The organism is Tritonibacter litoralis (assembly GCF_009496005.1).
Classification (GTDB): Bacteria; Pseudomonadota; Alphaproteobacteria; order Rhodobacterales; family Rhodobacteraceae; genus Epibacterium; species Epibacterium litoralis.
The window spans coordinates 77,321-95,311 of sequence record NZ_WIBF01000004.1; the positions used below are offsets into that span (position 1 = coordinate 77,321).

Annotated in this window: 19 protein-coding genes and 3 tRNA genes; 8 read left to right on the forward strand and 14 right to left on the reverse strand. The window is 58.6% G+C overall.

From position 1 onward, the window contains the following. Positions 1–108 precede the first annotated feature (108 nt). Positions 109–1,647, reverse strand: coding sequence for a putative bifunctional diguanylate cyclase/phosphodiesterase (locus tag GFB49_RS08325; protein WP_153215405.1), 1,539 nt, complete (start codon positions 1,645–1,647; stop codon positions 109–111). A 65-nt stretch (positions 1,648–1,712) separates the two neighbouring features. Continuing rightward, entirely contained in the window at positions 1,713–2,600 is an 888-nt protein-coding gene (ttcA, locus tag GFB49_RS08330; RefSeq protein WP_153215406.1) for a tRNA 2-thiocytidine(32) synthetase TtcA, read from the reverse strand. Between the two features lie 121 nt (positions 2,601–2,721). Between ttcA and GFB49_RS08335 the strand changes: the two genes are divergently transcribed. After that, positions 2,722–3,273, forward strand: a complete 552-nt coding sequence (locus GFB49_RS08335) for a DUF3833 domain-containing protein (RefSeq protein WP_153215407.1) — start codon at positions 2,722–2,724, stop codon at positions 3,271–3,273. Here the strand turns inward: GFB49_RS08335 and yidD are convergent, their stop codons facing one another. From yidD to rpmH, 3 genes are all read right to left on the reverse strand, one after another. Continuing rightward, the gene (gene yidD, locus GFB49_RS08340; protein ID WP_153215408.1) at positions 3,274–3,552 is read right to left on the reverse strand and encodes a membrane protein insertion efficiency factor YidD; all 279 of its coding nucleotides are present in this window, start codon (positions 3,550–3,552) and stop codon (positions 3,274–3,276) included. It lies immediately after the preceding gene. A gap of 117 nt (positions 3,553–3,669) precedes the next feature. Further along, complete coding sequence (rnpA, locus tag GFB49_RS08345; protein WP_153215409.1) at positions 3,670–4,092, reverse strand: ribonuclease P protein component; 423 nt, start codon at positions 4,090–4,092, stop codon at positions 3,670–3,672. 58 nt (positions 4,093–4,150) lie between these two features. Next, positions 4,151–4,285: a 50S ribosomal protein L34 gene (gene rpmH / locus GFB49_RS08350; protein ID WP_005980833.1), complete on the reverse strand. Its 135-nt coding sequence runs from the start codon at positions 4,283–4,285 to the stop codon at positions 4,151–4,153. A gap of 366 nt (positions 4,286–4,651) precedes the next feature. Here rpmH and GFB49_RS08355 point away from each other — a divergent pair, with 366 nt between their 5' ends. From GFB49_RS08355 to GFB49_RS08380, 6 genes are all read left to right on the forward strand, one after another. Continuing rightward, a complete protein-coding gene (locus tag GFB49_RS08355) occupies positions 4,652–5,422 on the forward strand; it encodes a TVP38/TMEM64 family protein (protein WP_153215410.1) in 771 nt (256 codons plus the stop codon). A 4-nt stretch (positions 5,423–5,426) separates the two neighbouring features. Further along, positions 5,427–6,845: a dihydrolipoyl dehydrogenase family protein gene (locus GFB49_RS08360; RefSeq protein ID WP_153215411.1), complete on the forward strand. Its 1,419-nt coding sequence runs from the start codon at positions 5,427–5,429 to the stop codon at positions 6,843–6,845. Between the two features lie 28 nt (positions 6,846–6,873). Next, positions 6,874–8,271, forward strand: coding sequence for a sensor histidine kinase (locus GFB49_RS08365; protein WP_153215412.1), 1,398 nt, complete (start codon positions 6,874–6,876; stop codon positions 8,269–8,271). Positions 8,272–8,373: 102 nt separating this feature from the next. Then, a tRNA-Arg gene (locus tag GFB49_RS08370) sits at positions 8,374–8,450 on the forward strand. Positions 8,451–8,542: 92 nt separating this feature from the next. Next, positions 8,543–8,619: transfer RNA gene (locus GFB49_RS08375), tRNA-Arg, on the forward strand. A 92-nt stretch (positions 8,620–8,711) separates the two neighbouring features. Next, positions 8,712–8,788: transfer RNA gene (locus GFB49_RS08380), tRNA-Arg, on the forward strand. A gap of 267 nt (positions 8,789–9,055) precedes the next feature. Here the strand turns inward: GFB49_RS08380 and GFB49_RS08385 are convergent. The 6 genes from GFB49_RS08385 to GFB49_RS08410 form a co-directional block, all read right to left on the reverse strand. Next, positions 9,056–9,880, reverse strand: a complete 825-nt coding sequence (locus GFB49_RS08385) for an ABC transporter permease (protein WP_153215413.1) — start codon at positions 9,878–9,880, stop codon at positions 9,056–9,058. A gap of 13 nt (positions 9,881–9,893) precedes the next feature. Then, positions 9,894–10,616, reverse strand: coding sequence for an ABC transporter permease (locus GFB49_RS08390; RefSeq protein WP_343032518.1), 723 nt, complete (start codon positions 10,614–10,616; stop codon positions 9,894–9,896). 65 nt (positions 10,617–10,681) lie between these two features. Next, on the reverse strand, positions 10,682–11,461 hold the full coding sequence (locus GFB49_RS08395) for a transporter substrate-binding domain-containing protein (protein WP_153215414.1): 780 nt from the start codon (positions 11,459–11,461) through the stop codon (positions 10,682–10,684). Positions 11,462–11,516: 55 nt separating this feature from the next. After that, positions 11,517–12,287 (reverse strand): ABC transporter ATP-binding protein, encoded by a 771-nt coding sequence (locus GFB49_RS08400; protein ID WP_153215415.1) that lies wholly within the window; start codon positions 12,285–12,287, stop codon positions 11,517–11,519. A gap of 180 nt (positions 12,288–12,467) precedes the next feature. Further along, complete coding sequence (locus GFB49_RS08405) at positions 12,468–13,706, reverse strand: trans-sulfuration enzyme family protein (RefSeq protein ID WP_153215416.1); 1,239 nt, start codon at positions 13,704–13,706, stop codon at positions 12,468–12,470. 132 nt (positions 13,707–13,838) lie between these two features. Continuing rightward, positions 13,839–14,330, reverse strand: a complete 492-nt coding sequence (locus tag GFB49_RS08410) for an Lrp/AsnC family transcriptional regulator (RefSeq protein ID WP_153215417.1) — start codon at positions 14,328–14,330, stop codon at positions 13,839–13,841. A 188-nt stretch (positions 14,331–14,518) separates the two neighbouring features. Between GFB49_RS08410 and GFB49_RS08415 the strand changes: the two genes are divergently transcribed. Next, entirely contained in the window at positions 14,519–15,196 is a 678-nt protein-coding gene (locus GFB49_RS08415) for a TetR family transcriptional regulator (protein WP_153215418.1), read from the forward strand. Positions 15,197–15,336: 140 nt separating this feature from the next. On the opposite strand, the gene GFB49_RS08420 is transcribed toward GFB49_RS08415, so the two are convergent. The 3 genes from GFB49_RS08420 to GFB49_RS08430 form a co-directional block, all read right to left on the reverse strand. Next, positions 15,337–15,600, reverse strand: a complete 264-nt coding sequence (locus GFB49_RS08420) for a LysE family translocator (protein ID WP_153215419.1) — start codon at positions 15,598–15,600, stop codon at positions 15,337–15,339. A gap of 163 nt (positions 15,601–15,763) precedes the next feature. Then, entirely contained in the window at positions 15,764–16,987 is a 1,224-nt protein-coding gene (locus GFB49_RS08425; protein WP_153215420.1) for a fumarylacetoacetate hydrolase family protein, read from the reverse strand. 39 nt (positions 16,988–17,026) lie between these two features. Further along, positions 17,027–17,815 carry a MipA/OmpV family protein gene (locus GFB49_RS08430; protein ID WP_153215421.1) on the reverse strand — a complete coding sequence of 263 codons (789 nt, stop codon included), beginning with the start codon at positions 17,813–17,815 and terminating at the stop codon, positions 17,027–17,029. Positions 17,816–17,991: the final 176 nt, after the last annotated feature.

Here is a 17,991-nt window from a genome sequence, read left to right on the forward strand (position 1 = left end):
GGTGGTTCAACAGACCTAGGTGCAAAAGGTCAAGCAGAATCCGGGCTGATGATCGGATCAGCTGGGTGTTTGTCTGCTTTTACAAAGCAAAATCGCGCTGCGGCGCGCCTATGAGGAGGCGCCGCCGATGGCTGGGGGTTCTTTCAATTTGGAGATATGGGCCGAAATCCAGTCCAGCGTCTGGTCAAAGGGCACTGGGCGGCCAATGCCATAGCCCTGCACGTGGTCGCAGCCCAGCTGCGCCAAAAGAGCATGTTCCCCGACGGTTTCCACCCCTTCGGCCAGGGTCTCCAGTTCAAGCCGTTCGGCCATTGTCAGGATCGCGGCGACCATTTTCTGCTGTTCTGCATCGCGGTCGGATTTGGTGACAAAGGACCGGTCGATCTTGATCCGGCTCACATTGAACCGGCGCACCGCACCGATTGACGCATGTCCCGTGCCAAAGTCGTCCAGATCGATGCCGCAGCCCAATTCACCCAATGCGGCAATATTGCGCACAATCATATCGTCGGGGCTGTCGCTGACCACGGTCTCCAGCACTTCGATGCACAGGCGGTTGGCGTCCAGACTAAATCGTTCCAGATCCCATTTGATCCGTTCGACCAGACCGGGGTTGCGCAGCTCATCGGCGGCAAAGTTCACGCCCACCTGCGGCACGTCCACACCAGCGGCATCCCAGGCTTTGAGCGCGGACAGAGACTGATACACCATCACTTCGCTCAACCGTTCCATCAGCCCGGCGTCTTCCAGCGCGGGCAAAAATGTGGTCGGCGGGATCATTCCATGCACGGGGTGCACCCAGCGGGCCAGCGCTTCAAAGCCGGAAATCTGGCCGGTGTCGGTGCTGATCTGCGGCTGGAACCAGGCCTGAATCTGACCGCTTTCCAGGGCTTGCACCACTTCGCCGTGCAGATTGCGGCGGCGTTTGGTGCGGTGGTGCAGTTCCGAGGAATAGGCGCGCATGCCCGAGGGGCCATTGTGCTTGGCCTCTTCCAGCGCGGCAAAGGCGGCGGCAACCCAGCTTTCGGATTCTTCTTCGGGCGATTGGCGGCGGGTGCAGAACCCGATCGAGCAGGTCACATAGATGCTGGTGCCGTCCAGCTGGATCGCTTCTTCCAGTTTGGTCTGATAACGGCTGGCAAGCTGGATGCAAAGTTCCAGATCCAATTGCGGCATCACACTGAGGCAAATGCCAAATTTATTGCTGGCGATCCGTGCCACACAATCGCGTGACCGGGTGGCCTCGCTCAGCCGTTGGCCCAATTGACGCAGTACATATTCAACCGATTGCTCGCCATATTCACTCTCAAGCTCGGCGAACTGGTCGATTTCAATGATAAAAACCGCGGAGTTTTGCTCTTTGCGCCCGGCGGTTTCAAACACCTCTTGGGTGACCATCTCAAACCCGTCGCGCAGCACAAGCCCGGTCGTTGAATCCAGCGGTGCGTTGGTTCCACGTGAAAAGAAGCCAAGGCCGGCAAAAAACAAGGGCAGGCCCAGGGCCGCAATCATCAGCGCGTGTTCGCCACCCATCCAATAGGTGCCCAACGTCAGAGCAGGCAGAAACGCCAACACAGGCGGACCCAACAGGACCGGCGCAAGAGAATTACGCAGCCGTGCCAGCAGACCTGAGTTTAACATGTTCATTTGCGGACCTTTCACCTTTATCACCGGCTTGGGTCCACACTAGGGGTTCTGATCTGACTGAACCTTTAACGCAAAAGCGGAATCTCCTCAGATTCAGACGAATTATCCGCTTTTTTTGTGGTGAGCTCCATGAAATCAAACAGTTTGGGGTCCAAAAGATGCGAGGGGCGCGCATTCATCAGGGCCCGAAACATCACCTGACGGCGACCGGGGCTGTTTGATTCCCACTGGTCCAGGATCTGTTTGACCTGCTGGCGCTGCAACCCGTCCTGGCTGCCGCACAGATCACAGGGGATAATCGGATAGCCCATGTCGCGGGCGAACTTCTCACAATCGGCCTCGGCCACATGGGCCAGCGGGCGATAGACAAACAGATCGCCTTCTTCGTTCACCAGCTTGGGCGGCATTGTCGCCAGACGTCCGCCATGAAAGAGATTCATGAAGAAGGTTTCCAGAATGTCGTCGCGATGATGCCCCAGAACCACGGCCGAACAGCCCTCTTCACGCGCGATCCGATACAGGTTGCCGCGCCGCAGACGAGAGCAAAGTGCGCAATAGGTCCGCCCTTGGGGCACTTTGTCCATCACAATCGAATAGGTGTCCTGATATTCGATCCGGTGGGGGACGCCCATTTTCTCCAGAAAGTCCGGCAGAACAGTGGCGGGAAAGCCAGGCTGACCCTGATCCAGATTACACGCCAGTAAATCCACCGGCAAAAGCCCGCGCCATTGCAATTCATAAAGAACCGCCAGCATGGTATAGCTGTCCTTGCCGCCCGACAGGCAGACCAGCCATTTGGGACGGCTGCCGTCTTCGCGCTTCTCGACCATGCCATACTGCTCGATCGCCTCGCGTGTATAGCGAACGATACGTTTGCGCAGCTTCTTGAAGGCGGTGGTGGTCGGCGCGCCTGCAAACAGCGGGTGGATTTCGTCCAGATCATCATCAAGCATGGCCCGCCCCCTACCGAAGGCGCAGGGTTTTGCCAAGAAAAAAAGGGCGCGAGCCGCAGTCCCAAATGATCTGCGCCGCCCGGTGCCACGTATACGTCCATGACTTGAGAGGAGAGAGAGTATGCTGCGTCACCACTGGCAGACCTTGGGGATCCTGGCCCTTGTGGGGGTGATGGGCTGTGGCCGTCCGGCGTTGGACGACCCAAAGCTCAGCCCGCAGGACCTTGATCTAGAGACGTATTTCCACGGCGAAACCGTGGCCTATGGCCAGTTTCAGGACCGGTTCGGCACCATCCGCCGCCGGTTCAAGGTTGAGATCAGCGGTGACTGGGATGGTGATGTTCTGACGCTGGATGAACGGTTCTTTTATTCTGACGGGGCAACAGAACGCCGTGTCTGGCGGTTGCGGAAAACCGGTGCAATTGGCCCGGATCAGACCTGGGAGGGCACCGCAGATGGCGTGCGCGGAGTGGCGATCGGCGCAGAACGCGGGGATACGTTCAATTGGCGCTACCAGTTTGATCTGCCAAAATCGGGTGGGCAGGGGACAATGGCCGTCCGGTTTGATGATTGGATGTGGCTGCTTGAGGACGGGCGCGTGTTAAACCGCGCCTATCTCAGCCGGTTTGGTGTGACCCTGGGTGAGGTCACTTTGTTCTTTGAACGCCGCTAGTCACTTCTCCGAAGATGTGCCGCAGCACCCACAGCCGCCCTTGGTCTTGGGGGCAGTGGGATCCGGAACCGGGTCATAGCCAGAGGATCCCAATGGATGACAGCGGCCAAGTCGGCGCAGGGTCAGCCAGCTGCCTTTGACCGCGCCGTGTTTTTCCAGCGCTTCCATCGCATAGGCCGAACAGGTCGGCTGAAACCGACAATTGTGCCCAACCCAGGGGCTGAATATCAGACGATAGGCCCGCACCGGCAGGGAGAGAACAAAAGCAAATGGCGTCATGGCTTTTACATAGTAAGCCTTCGCCCCAGGCGCAATCCGCGCCGCGCCAGCGGCGCTCGGCCCAACGGGGGAGGGGGCTTCTGTGAAGCCTCCGACACGGGCGGGAGCATTTGGTGCCTATGACGGGCCGTGAATTTTTTTCAACGCGTAGATGAGGTCTTTTTGCAGGTCGGCCAGGTCACGGCTGGCGGTGGCCTCTGCCCGGCCGATCAACACGTAATCCCATCCCGCGCGTCCATGGGCGGGCAGCACCAGTCGGGCAATCTCACGCAGTCGCCGTTTGGCCCGGTTGCGGGCCACGGCATTGCCGACCTTTTTGGAGCAGGTAAAGCCAACCCGTGCAGGACCATCGTCACCACGATTGCGTCCCTGCAGCATCATCGCTTTGGTGCCCTGCCGTTTGGCGCGGGCCGCCAGCAGGAAGTCGCTGCGTTTGGCAATGATTTCGACACCGCCCAGGTTCTTGACCTGTTTGGCGCTGGGCGTGGCGCAAACGGAAACCGCCGAAGGCGTTGTCCCTGCGATGGTGTCATCGTCCATGGGCGCCTCCGGCGGTTTTAAATCCGTTCCTGACGGAAATCACTTAAGCTGCGTAAACTTACGCGCTCAGCGACTTGCGGCCACGTGCGCGGCGTGCGTTCAGGATCTTGCGGCCTGCCTTAGTGGCCATGCGCGCACGGAAGCCGTGGCGGCGTTTGCGAACCAGGTTCGAAGGCTGATAGGTGCGTTTCATCGCTCCGGTCTCCTAATCTTTGCGGGAACAGTGCGGAATCACACACACCCGGGGTCAATCTCGAAGCCCGGTCTTTAGAAGTGAATCCCCGGTAAGTCAAACCCCTTTCCCGGCCTTTCCTCAGGTTTTGCCGTGAAACTGCAATATTTCCGCCAAAAAAGTTTCAAATCAGACGGCAAACCCCGCAAAGGCAGGGCGAAACTGTTGCAGACCTCACAAAATGTCCGGCCGGGGATCAAGGCGGCGTGAGAAGCCTCCTTGGATACTCGCTTTGCTCATACTTACCGCGTAGCACTGAAGGAAGACAATTCCTCATGATGGGTCTGCGGGGACCATTGAGGAGCCAGATACAGACGAGGCACGCCCATGAGCGACACAAGTGAACCCCAATCCACACCGGTCAAAAAAGCCGGTCTGGCGCGTCATCTGCCGCTGATTGCGGTGGTTCTGGTGGCGGTGATCGGGGCTGCAACCCTCAAGGACTACCTGTCCTTTGACACGCTGCGCGACAATCGTGAGGCCCTGGTGGCGTTTCGCGATCAGAACTTCCTGGCCATGTTGGCCCTGTTTATGGGGATCTATGTGGTGATTGTGGCCTTTTCGCTGCCCGGTGCAGCGGTGGCCTCGGTCACGGGCGGATTTCTGTTTGGTTTGGGCACGGGCACATTTGCCAATGTGGTGGCGGCCACGATCGGGGCGACGGGCATCTTTCTGGCGGCGCGCTGGGGGCTTGGTTCGTTTTTGAATGCCAAGATCGAAAACGCAGGCGGGCGGGTTCAATCCCTGAAAAACGCGCTGCGCAACAACGAGATCGAAGTGCTGCTGTTGCTGCGTCTGGTGCCGGCGGTGCCCTTCTTTGTTGCCAATCTGTTGCCCGCACTGGTTGGGGTGAAACTGCGCAACTTCCTGTGGACCACAGCTGTGGGCATTGTGCCGGGCGGGATTGTGTTCACCTGGATTGGCGTGGGCCTGGGTGAAGTGTTTGACCGCGGCGAAAACCCGGATCTCAGCCTCTTGTGGGAACCTCATATTATTGGCCCGATCCTGGGGCTCTGTGTTTTGGCGGCAATGCCAATTGTGATCAAGGCGGTACGACCCGCCAATACCACTGACAAGACCTCTGATAAGGCGGAATGATCCAATGGAAAAATTGACCTGTGATATCCTGGTGATCGGCGCCGGGTCGGGTGGCTTGTCGGTTGCGGCAGGCGCCAGCCAGATGGGCGCCAGCGTGATCCTGCTGGAAGGCCACAAGATGGGCGGCGATTGCCTGAACTTTGGCTGCGTCCCGTCCAAAGCGCTGCTGGCCGCGGGCAAGGCCGCTTATGGCCAGGCCCATGCCAATGACTTTGGCGTGGCGGATCAAACCCCGCTGGTTGATTACGCCGCCGCCAAAGATCACGTGCATGACGTGATTGCTCAGATTGCCCCCATGGACAGCGTGGAACGGTTTGAGGGGTTCGGCGTCAAGGTGATTCAGGAATTTGGCCGCTTTGTTTCTCCGACCGAGGTGGACGCGGGCGACACCCGCATCACCGCGCGCCGGGTGGTGATTGCCACCGGCTCCTCGCCGCTGGTGCCACCCATTCCGGGGCTGGACAGTGTGCCCTATGAAACCAACGAAACCCTGTTTGATCTGAAAGAAAAGCCGGATCATCTGCTGATCATCGGCGGTGGCCCCATCGGCTTGGAAATGGCGCAGGCGCATGTGCGGCTGGGCTCAAAAGTCACGGTCATCGAAGGGGCCAAGGCGCTGGGCAAGGATGATCCCGAAATGGCCGCCGTGGTGCTGGACAGCCTGCGCGCCGAAGGGGTTGAGATTGTCGAAGATGCGCTGGCGGCGGAAATCCGGGGGGAAGCGGGCGCCATTGAAGTGCTGACCAAGGACGGCGCGACCTATGCGGGCTCCCATCTGTTGATGGCCGTGGGGCGCAAGTCCAATGTCGACAAGCTAAACCTTGAAGCTGCCGGTATCGAAAGCACCCGCACGGGGATCAAGGTGGACGACAGTCTAAAAACCACCAACAAGAAGGTCTATGCCATTGGGGACGTGGCCGGCGGGCTGCAGTTCACCCATGTGGCCGGTTATCATGCCGGTGTGATCATCAAATCCGCGCTTTTTGGCATGCCGTCCAAGGTGAAAACCAACCACATTCCATGGGCCACCTATACGGATCCGGAACTGGCCCAGATCGGCCTGACCGAAGCCCAAGCCCGCGCGCAATATGGCGACAAGCTGGAGGTGGCGCGGTTTGAATATCACCACAATGACCGCGCGATTGCAGAACGCAAAACCAAAGGTCTGATCAAGGTCATGGTGGTCAAAGGACGCCCCATTGGCGTCTCCCTTGCGGGGCATCAGGCGGGTGAACAATGTGCGCTGTGGTCCATGGTATTGGCAAATAACATGAAGATGAGCCAGATTGCCGCAATGATTGCGCCCTATCCGACGATAGCAGAGCTTAACAAACGGGTCGCGGGAGCTTATTTCTCTCCTAAGTTATTCGACAGTCCGTTTGTTAAACGCATGGTAGGGTTTGTTCAGCGATGGATGCCCTAACGTAAAGTCGCACCATAAAGGGAGCAGAATGCTCAATACGCTTTCGGGAAGATTTCTGATCCTGACCACGGTCTTTGTCATGCTGGCCGAGGTCCTCATCTTTGTCCCGTCGATTGCGCGCTTTCGCCAGGAATATCTGCAAGACCGGCTGGAGCGCGCCCAGATCGCATCCCTGGCGCTGTTGGCGGATGACATGCTGGAGACAGAGCTGGAAGCGGAGCTTTTGCAGAACGCCGGCGTTTATAACGTGGTGTTGCGCCGGGACGAGCTGCGCCAGCTGATGCTGGCCTCTCCTATTCCAGAGCCCATTGCCAATACGTTTGACATTCGCAATGCCACCGCAATGGCCCTGATCCGGGATGCGATGATGCGGCTGGCGCGTCCGACCAACGAAGTTGTCCGTGTGATCGGGGAACCGGTGCGGGATGCGGGGCTGTTGATTGAAATCACCATCGAAACAGAGCCATTGCGGGCAGCCATGCTGGATTACGGGCTGCGCATTCTGGTACTGTCCGCGGTGATCTCGGTCTTTACTGCGCTGCTGTTGTTCTGGGCGGTGCGGTATCTTCTGGTGCGACCCATCAAAGGGGTCGTCGGCTATATGCAGCGCTATGCCCAAGCGCCCGAGGACGCGCGTGGGATCATCACCCCCTTGGCCACCGTGGTCGAGCTGCGCGAGGCCGAGGAAGCGCTGCAACAGATGCAGGTGGAATTGACCCATGCGCTGCGGCAACGGGAGCGTCTGGCTCAGCTGGGCGGGGCAGTGGCCAAAGTCAGCCATGATCTGCGCAATATCCTGACCTCGGCCCAGTTGTTCACCGACCGGATCGAGATGAGCGAAGACCCCACCGTGCGCCGCCTTGCGCCCAAGCTGGTAAACTCGATCACCCGCGCCGTGTCCCTGTGCGAAAGCACGCTGGCCTTTGGTCGCGCCGAAGAACCTGCGCCCACGCTGACCATGGTGCCCCTGTACTCTGTGGTGGATGATGTGGTTGCAGGCGAAACCCTGGCCGAAGACAGCGGGCTGGTGACCATCGCGTCCGAGGTGCCCGCCGATCTGGTGGTGCGCGCCGATCCCGAACAGCTGTTCCGGGTGATCATGAACCTCGTGCGCAACGCCCGCCAGGCCATTGCGGCAACCGGCAAAGCGGGCACGGTGCTGATCGAGGCCGGGGAAATCGGCCCCGATTGGTGTATCCAAGTGGTCGACAGCGGACCGGGCCTGCCGATGAAGGCGCAGGAAAACCTGTTCACCCCCTTTCAGGGCGGCACCCGCAAAGGCGGCTCGGGTCTGGGTCTGGCCATTGCAGCGGAACTGGCGCGGGGTCATGGCGGGCAGGTGCGTCTGAACCGCACCGGCCCCGAAGGCACCGCCTTTGAGATCATCCTGCCCAAGGGCGACGGCGCCTTGCAGGCGGTGGTTTGATCGCCTGGCAGGGCCCATTAAATTGTGTGGGTGTTTTGTCATTTATTTTGGTTTTTGGGGTTGCGACTCCCTCAACCTCGCTATACACCCCGGCTCCACAGTGGACCGATAGCTCAGCTGGATAGAGTACTTGACTACGAATCAAGGGGTCGGGGGTTCGAATCCTCCTCGGTCCGCCACTTCCCTCTAATCGCATCCAGGCGATTAAAACGGCACAGATAGGGCGTGTCAGACGACAGAACCGGGTTTGCCCAAGGGTTCTGTGGCAAATGGACCGATAGCTCAGCTGGATAGAGTACTTGACTACGAATCAAGGGGTCGGGGGTTCGAATCCTCCTCGGTCCGCCACTTCCCTCTAATCGCATCCAGGCGATTAAAACGGCACAGATAGGGCGTGTCAGACGACAGAACCGGGTTTGCCCAAGGGTTCTGTGGCAAATGGACCGATAGCTCAGCTGGATAGAGTACTTGACTACGAATCAAGGGGTCGGGGGTTCGAATCCTCCTCGGTCCGCCATTTGCCACTTGTTGAACGTCAGATGAACCTGACCCAAGTGTCATAACGTGACCCAATTCCCAGATTTGCCCCTGTGGCCCGTTTCGTTTAATCTGACTTCCTTTTGGGAAAATCAGGGCTGATTTGCAGATTAGCTACGTGGCGCACACGGGCGGGGGAAGGTCAGTAAAAGCTGGGCACGCCCACCAAATGGTCGGATACATATTGCACCCATCGGGGTGAGGCTGGCCAGATGAGGCCGTTTTGGGAGTGGTTAGGAAGCGATGGTCAATGGCCGCTGGGCACCCGGTTTTCCAGCCAGCGCAGACCCGCAATCAGGATCGCGCTGAGGCAGAGGTAGATCGCCACCAGCAGCAGAAGCGGTTCATAGGTCAGCAATGTGGCCTGCCGGACCCGCGTGACAATGGCATAAAGATCCGCCACCGCCACCGTGGCCACCAGCGGTGTGGATTTGAGCTGCAGGATGATCTCACCTGTCAGGGTTGGCAGGGCCCGGTGCACGGCGCGCGGCAACCAGACACGGGTAAAGACCTTGGTTCTGGGCATGCCAAAGGCATGGGCGGCTTCCAGTTCTCCATGGGGAACGCCGGCAAAGGCGCCGCGCATCACTTCGCCTTCATAGGCAGCAAAGGAGATGGTCAGCGCCAATAGCCCATAGGGCCAGGCCTGCCGCAAATAGGGCCACATCCAGGTCTCGCGGATTTCCGGGTATTGGGCAAAAAGCGACCCGAGCCCGTAGTAGAACAGCCAGAGCTGCAACAGGAGCGGCGTGCCGCGGATGACGGTGCAGAAACCGGTTGCGAGCCAGCGCAGGGGACGTGGGCCAACCACCTGCACCAGCCCCAGAGGAACCGCCAGAAGGAAGCCGAGGATCACGCTGCCAAACAGCATATAAAGCGTCATCAGAAGACCGCCCCAGAGGCGGGGCATGAACTGCGGCAGCCAGCTCCAGTCCATGGTCAGCACCATGGCGGCAACGCCCGACAGGGCCAGCGCCAGCATGACGATGCGATGGGGCAGGAAGAATGCGCGGATCTGGGCCAGTGCACCGGGTGTTCTGTCGGCGGTGGCGGGGATATTCATATCAGTCATCTCTTTGCCCCCCTTACCGCTGCACCGGGACCATGCCGCGACGGGCGTGACGTTCAAACCGGCGCAGGATCACGTTGGAGCCAAGGGTCAGGATCAGATAGAGGATCCCGGCGGCGATAAAGAACATGAAATACTCGCGGGTTGCTGCGGCGGCCTGTTTGGTGACCAAAGTCAGCTCGCTGAACCCGATGACCGCCAAAAGCGCCGTATCCTTGGTTGCGATCATCCACAGGTTGGCCATCCCCGGCAGCGCGTGGGGGGTCATGGCAGGCAGAGTCACCCGGCGCATCACCTTGCCCGGCGACATGCCAAAGGCGGCGGCGGCCTCGATCTGGCCCGGCGGCACCGCAAGGATCGCGCCGCGGATGACCTCGGTTGTGTACCCGCCCTGCACAAGACCAATCACAAGGATACCGGCCAACAGCCCGTTGACGTCGAACCCGTCATACCCCATCGCCTTGAGAACAGTATTCATCAGATCCGTGCCGGCGTAGTAAAACACCAGCATCAGAACCAGTTCCGGCACCGCACGGATCACCATCGTGTAGATCTCGGCCAGATCCTTGACGACCCGGTTGCCATAGAGCTTGGCACTGGCCCCCAGAATGCCGATCAGAATACCAATGGCATAGCCACCGGCGGCAAGCTGGATGGATTTCACAAACCCGTTGAGCAGGGCGCCACCCCACCCCGGAGGGTTGAAGGCTAAAAGGCTGAGGTCAATGGATTGCAACACGCAGGCACGCTTTCTGATCTGAGGGTTGGAAGGGACCGCCCGGCAGGGGCAGCCCCAGTCAGCGATTACTCGCCGTAGATGTCAAAGGTGAAGTAATCGGCCGAGATCTTCTCGTAGGTGCCGTCGGTGCGGATCTCTGCGATGGCCGCGTTTACTTTGGCCAGAAGCTCGGTGTCTTCCTTGCGCATGCCAACGCCAACGCCATAGCCCAGAACGTCCTGGTCAGCCGCTACGGCCCCTTTGAATTCACAGCAGGCTTTGCCTTCGTCAGAGGTGATGAACGGTTCCATCGCGAGGGAGTCGCCGATCACAACGTCGATACGGCCCGCCGCCAGATCCTGCAGTTCTTCGTCCAGGGTCTGGTAAAAGCGGATTTCGCTGGCGGTTTCGGCAAAATATTTCTCAGCATAGACTTGCTGGATCGAACCGGACTGCGCACCGATATAGGCGCCCTTCAGACCTTCGGGGCTGTTTTCGAATTTGCTGCCCTTGGCCATGACCAGCGCGGTTGGCGTGTCATAATATTTGTCAGAGAAGTTGATCTGTTCCGCCCGCGCCGGGGTGATGGACATGGAGCCGATGATCATATCGATCTTTTCCGAATTAAGCGCCGGGATGATGCCTTCCCATGCCACCGGGGTGACAATGCATTCGGCTTCGATACGCGCGCACAGCTCGTTCATGAAGTCGATTTCCCAGCCTTTCCATTCGCCGGATGCATCCGGGGCATAGAACGGCGGATAAGGTTCGGCGGAAACGCCAACTTTCAAGGTTTCGGCGGCAACTGGTGCGGCCAGTGCCGCGGCACTGGTGGCAAGAATGGCAAAGCTCAGTTTGCGAAGCATGGTATTCTCCCTATGGGTGACGTGATGGGGTAAAAAGGGCGCAGGACGACAGGCGTCAGGCGACAGAGCGAATGAACTGTTGCAGGTTCGGCGATTGCGGATCGCCAAAGATCTGCTCGGGTGGGCCTTCTTCCTCGATCCGACCATCACGCAAATAGATCACGTGGCTGGCCACATCGCGGGCAAAGGCCATTTCATGGGTGACCAGCACCATTGTGCGTTTTTCCGCCGCCAGATCCCGGATCACGCTGAGCACTTCGCCCACCAGTTCCGGATCAAGCGCCGAGGTCGGCTCATCAAACAGCATGGCCAGCGGGTCCACCGCCAGCACCCGCGCAATGGCCGCGCGCTGCTGCTGTCCACCGGACATAAAGGCCGGATAGACGTCTTCCTTTTCAGCCAGTCCAACACGGGCGAGCACGTCGCGACCACGTGCAACCGCCTGCTCCTTGGGTACGCCAAGGACATGGATCGGGACTTCGATCACATTCTGCAAAACGGTGCGATGTGGCCACAGGTTAAAGTTCTGAAACACCATCCCAAGCTGCGACCGGATCCGCTGCACCTGTTTCGGCGAAGCGGGCTCCATTGCGTTGGTCCCCAACTGGCGCATCTCATAGGCTTCGCCCTGGATCGCAATGCGACCCGAGCTTGGCTTTTCGAGCATATTGATACAGCGCAGCATTGTTGATTTGCCGGATCCAGAGCCCCCGATCACGGCAACCACGTCGCCCGGATAAGCGGTCATCGAAACGCCTTTCAGCACCTCTATCGCGCCATAGCTCTTGTGCAGATCGCGGATTTCAATCGCGGGATCTTGTGTCATCTTCTCTCCTGTTGGCCCCGTTTGGCGGCGCTTTTGCGCTCTTGACGGGTCTGTGCGAGTCTCGCCCTGTTGTACGACTGTAAAACAGGGAAAGCACATTTCGGGCGTTTTCTGCAAGCCGATAGCGTGTCTGCACCATGTTTGGCCGGTGTCAGACGGGCGTGCGCGCCTCTTTGGGTGTTAATCTCTCAGCGCTTGGTCAAGATCGCGGATCAGATCGTCCACGGTCTCAAGCCCGACGCTCAGCCGGAACAGACCATCGCCTGCATAGGCGCGGTAATCGGCCAGTTGTTCTCCCTGCAGTTTATAGGTGGATTTCATCATCACGTCGGTGTCGAGCAGCGTCAGAAGGCTGCGCTGATGGCCGACGGAAAAGGCATAGTGGATCACCTTCAGACGGTCCGCAAACCTCTGTTCCGTCGCGGCCAAGTCATTGGTTTCAAAGCTGATCAATGCGCCGGGCAGATCCATCTGTCGGGCGATCAGATCCACCTGCGGATGGCTGTCCAGACTTGGGTGCAGCACACGTTTGACACGCGGATGGTCTTCCAGAAACCGGGCGATTTGGCTGGCGCTGTCGCTCATGGTTTTCATGCGGGGGTAAAGCGTGTCGATCCCACGCAGGATCAGCCAGGCGTTCATCGCGCTGAGCGTAGACCCCAGGTAAACGCCGCTGCGGGCGCGGATTTTGGCAATCAGGGACTGGCTTCCGGCGACTGCCCCGCCCATGGCATCCCCGTGACCGTTGATAAATTTGGTCAGCGAATGAATCACCAGATCGCAGCCAAAATTCAGCGGCCGACAGGCCACCGGTGTTGCCAAAGTCGAATCCACACTGACCAGCGCGCCACCCCGATGGGCAATCTCGCTGATCCGGGCGAGGTCCGTGAACCGCAAGAGCGGATTACAGGGGCTCTCGCAATGCACCAGTTTGGTATTGGGTCGCATCGCTGCTGCGAGCGCGTCAGGATCAGACAGATTGACCTGGCTGACCTCGATCCCGAAATCGGGCAGTACACCGCGGGCCAGCTCGGCCGCACCGGCATAGCAGACATCGCTGATAATCAGGTGATCACCCGCCTTCAACAGCCCCAGAAACGTCGCCGAGATCGCCCCAACACCGCTGGCGGTGCACATGGCCTGTTCGGCCTCTTCCAGGGCGGCGACCCGTTGTTCCAGCTCGATCACCGTCGGGTTTGTCCAGCGCGCATACATATAGGGCAGCGCGGTCAGATCCTCGACCCCATCCGCGGAAAAGGCCCCCTCTCCCGGAGTAACCATATTGTTCACCGACATGGAGATATTGGGCTGGATCGCCCGCGTGCGGGGGTCAATCACCAACCCGGCATCAAGCGCCAAAGTCTCGCGGCCCAGGGGCTGTGGCTGCGGGATCTGCATTTTGGGGTCGATGGTGGTCATGAGGGTCTGTCGCTTTCGTCAGGCTGGCTTGGCAGAAATCTTGCAGCGAAAAAACGACCCCTTGGCAGCGAAATTGAACCAGATGCGCCTACATCAAGGCGCACGTGAATTGAAAGCGCCCCAAATGGAGCGTCAGCGGTCTTCATCCTGCAGCGGCAGCGCCAGTCCGGTTTTCAGCGACTTCAGCACCACATGGGTGGTGACGCGACGGATCTGGCGATGGGCTTTCATCATCTCGGCCGAGATGTCATCGTAATGTTCCGTGTCCCGTGCGAGGATAATCACCACGAGATCCAGCGAACCGGTCACATAGTAAAGCTGCTGGATATTGTCATTCTGCGCCACCCATTCGCGGAACCGGCCCAGCGCCTCATAGTTTTCACGCTCGATCTCGACCCCGGCAACAAAGGTCATCAGATTGCCAGCTGCCTTGGGGTTCACCACCACGACCTCTCCGGTGATGACATTTTCCGCCTTCAGCTTGCGAATGCGGCGTTGCACAGCAGAGGCGGACAGGCCCACCCGATCCGCAATCACATCCACTTTGGTCTGGGCATCGCGTTGCAACAGGTCCAGGATATGGCGGTCAAAACTGTCAAGCTGCATGAATGAAACCTTTGTCATGTTGGCGCGCCCACTTATTGTACAATTGAACAACAAGAAAGGAAGCCCGCCCGCCCCAACGGGAGGTTTGAAAGTGGAACCGCTTGAACCCGCGCGTTTATTGAACAAATGTAGATCTACAAAAACGCGCGACACAGGCGCAGGGCCGGGACAGGCCACCCCGTGGCAGGAAGAGGACACCCACCCAGATGACGCGCAAGACTTTTCAACGCCTGTCAGAAGACGTGCGCCGCCGTGAACTGATCGAAGCCACGTTGAATGTGGTCGCCGACCATGGGCTGCATGCGGCCAGTGCGCGGAAAATCGCGGCAGAGGCCGGTGTGTCAGCCGGGCTGATCCGCCACTATTTTGCCTCCAAGGATGAGATGGTGCGCGAGGCCTATGCCTATCTGATCGGAATGCTCACCGGTCAGGCCGCACGGGATGCGGATGCGCCGGACCGTTCGGCCGAAAGCCGTCTGGCGTCCTTTATCGCGCGCAACCTGTCCGAACCGAACCTGTCGAGTTTCAAGGTCTCTTTATGGGCGACATTTATTGGCGTGGTGCGGTCAGATCCTGAGTTTGATCGTATTCACAAGGAGTCATATGGTGAATTTCTGGAAATTCTCGAAGGACTGATCCCCGAGGTTCTGGCCGCCCACGGGCGCAGCGTTACCGCAGCAGAGACCAAGCGCCTGTCGATTGTGGTAAACGGTGTCATTGACGGGCTGTGGCTGGAAGGATCGCTGGAGCACGGGATTTACGACCCTTCGGGGCTGGCCGAAATCGGCGTCGCCGCCTGTGAGGATCTGTTGCATCTGCCGAAGGGAACTTTGACCCGGCACATTGATTTGGACGCCCGCGCACAAGACCGCGCGCGGGCATGAGGCCAACATCGGGGCGGACATATGCCCGGAGAGAATGTGGCTGTCGCCGACGCGGTCTGTAAACACACACTAAATGAAACTCAGAAGTCAGCGTCGTCCAGACACGCGCACTGCGGCTGAAACTGGTTTGGCGCGCCGGATCATCTGAACTCCCAACCAAATGAGGTATACGACCACCGCTCATTGATAAGGCTGAGGGCGATCGCGGATGCCGTGATAACTGCTGCAAGCCCCAACCCCGCCGCCAGCATCTGCAGTGCATTTGCAGAAAGGTCGCCTGCCGCGGTGGCAAGCGACCGGCGGAAGCCGTGAACACCACTATTTGTCAGCATCAACAGCTGGCTTGGCCCTGGCGTACTCATCAAGGCGAGAACAGTGAACACGTATAACGTCCAGGTTTCCAAGGGCTTAACTCGCTGTCCCTTTGTTTGGTTCTGTATTGCTTTGAAAAGACGGTCTCACAATTTCGCAGCATGTGTATGCAGGCAAACCTGAACTTCTTCTCATGTGTGATCAATGAATTTGCGCGCCTTGTCGACTGGCGAAAGCGCTGTGTCCTTCTGCGGCTTATTCTCCTATGGTTGCCTGGACCACCAACGCGGAAATCATCCCCATATGAGAAGATCGGTGTGAGACACGGTCGCCGGGTTGCAGAAAGCGGTAGGATTTGCGCTCTTCGTTTAAAAACGTCTCGACAACCGCCTGATAGGGCGTGCGCCCTTTCAGGACGTGGCCATCGATCACATACCGGAATGAACCGCGTAAAATTTGGCGCAGACTGGGCGGCATAAAGATCACCCCTTCGGCCGTTCCGGACATCAGGACCTGTCCTTGGGCAATTCGGGCATCTTCCACGAGATGCCAATACCGCGACTGATAAAGAAACCGTGCCTCTGTTGTATCGGCCAGGATTTTTTCCACCAGATCGCGAAACGAAAGGATCATGTCACCGGCGCGGGTATCTTGACGAGGCTCCCCGTTGACAGATGTCGTTAAGCGCTCGGTTTCAACAAACCTGCGCCAATCCCGTGGCACAACAAAAACTCCGCCAGAGGGGAAATGGTCCGGGCCACTTTTGGCGTCGCTGAACCCTTTGCCTGAATCCAGATTGTCCGGGTCGATCAAACGCATCAAAGCAGCCCGATCGGAAAAATCCCCGCACAAGAAGAACCCTTTGCGGGCTTGATCAAAATCCTCGACGCTTTTGATGTCGCGATCAAATCGCGCGCAAATCTCCACCTCATAATCAAGCAGTTCGTGTTCTGTCACAGATACGGTTGTAACCGGCGGTGTAGCTGCACCGAATTTTGGAAAATTGAACACCGATTGGGCCTGAGTTTCCTCCTGGTGCTCGGGGAAATTGGTGCCGCTTGCAATGTGGCGGCTGGCTGTACCAGCGGCGGGCAACAGGTCAGTGTACGGGTGGCTAACAAGGGGAAATGACGTCTCTCCGGTGGAAGGCACCGAAGCCAATGTGCGGAGGCGGTCCAAACCGATCTGCTCGATCACCTGAAAGAATTCGACCTCAGACGTGAGCCCCTGTGCGGTGAGGTCAAGGCCCGTAATGGACTGTGGCGTCACATCAGTCACCAACAGCACATGCGGTGCGGACGCAGGACCTTTGTCTATCAGCGCCAATGTGACGCCGTCTTCCGGGGGCAATACCCCCATCTTGAGAGGCGCGGTTTCGTGCATAAATGCGTTGCGGCGGTCGGGGTCTTCGGGGTGCAAAAGAAAAAGACCCGTGGCCAGGCCGATACCCGCCGCCGTGAGAAGGATTAAAATTCGCATCGCTCATCCTGTTTTGGCAAATGTGAAGGCACGATCAGCTCAGAACCGGAACAGGACGCCAGCGGTCAGGCTGGTTTGCGTGTCTTCCAGGCTCACACTGCTGTCTTTTGCGTCCCCCGTGAGCGTCGAGACATCGAGGCTTGTAAACAGGATTGTACGCGGTCGTAGCGCATAGCTCCCGGTCAGCACTATCCCTCCTTGAGCAACACCCGAATTGGCATCAAACGTCGCCAGACCTGATGCGACGGACTGGGTCGGCGTTACAGAAAAATAAGTGTCCATCCAGGAGTCATCTGCCCAGATGAAGTATGGCGTCGCCGACAGCCGCATGCGGTTGTTGACCTGCGCGCTATAGGTGCCAAAAAGCTTTACCTGGGTTCCGTCGGAGCCTTCATCGGACAAGCCATGTTGGAGTTCGACACCATATGTCAGCGGTCCGGTTTCATACTCCACAAACAGGGTTGCAATGGCGCCGGCTTCGATATCGGGCAAACCGTTCAGGTTTGGCTCATCCGCTGCGATCCGTTCCTCAAAATCATAGCCAAGACCAAACCCATATTTCAGATCACCGCTGCCAAATTTGTTGGAGTTTTGCAGGCCCAAACCACGTTGGTTCAGAAAACCATACCGGCCGATCTCAAGATCAAGGATCGGGATCAAATTGCTTTCTTGCTCGTCTGATCCAAGGAAGGTGGGCCCATATGATACGCCCAAGCCAACAGCACCGCGCACGCCGCGATCTTGCGCGTGGGCCGCGGGGGCGATCAGCGAAACTAGAATTGCAAAACTGGTAGCCGCGCGGGCATGGGATGGAATATCCAAGTTCATTTTGTGACCTTTCAAACGCTTGCTCAGACCACGCAGCACCGCAGTGCGACAGATCGCACCATCCGGCCTACGCTTGCGACATCTGCGCAGTGCGCTTTCCGGCCGAAAAGCCAAACCACTTGAAACCACGGGCTTATTTCGCCAACGGCAGGCCGCGTTTCGCGAACGGTAGATTT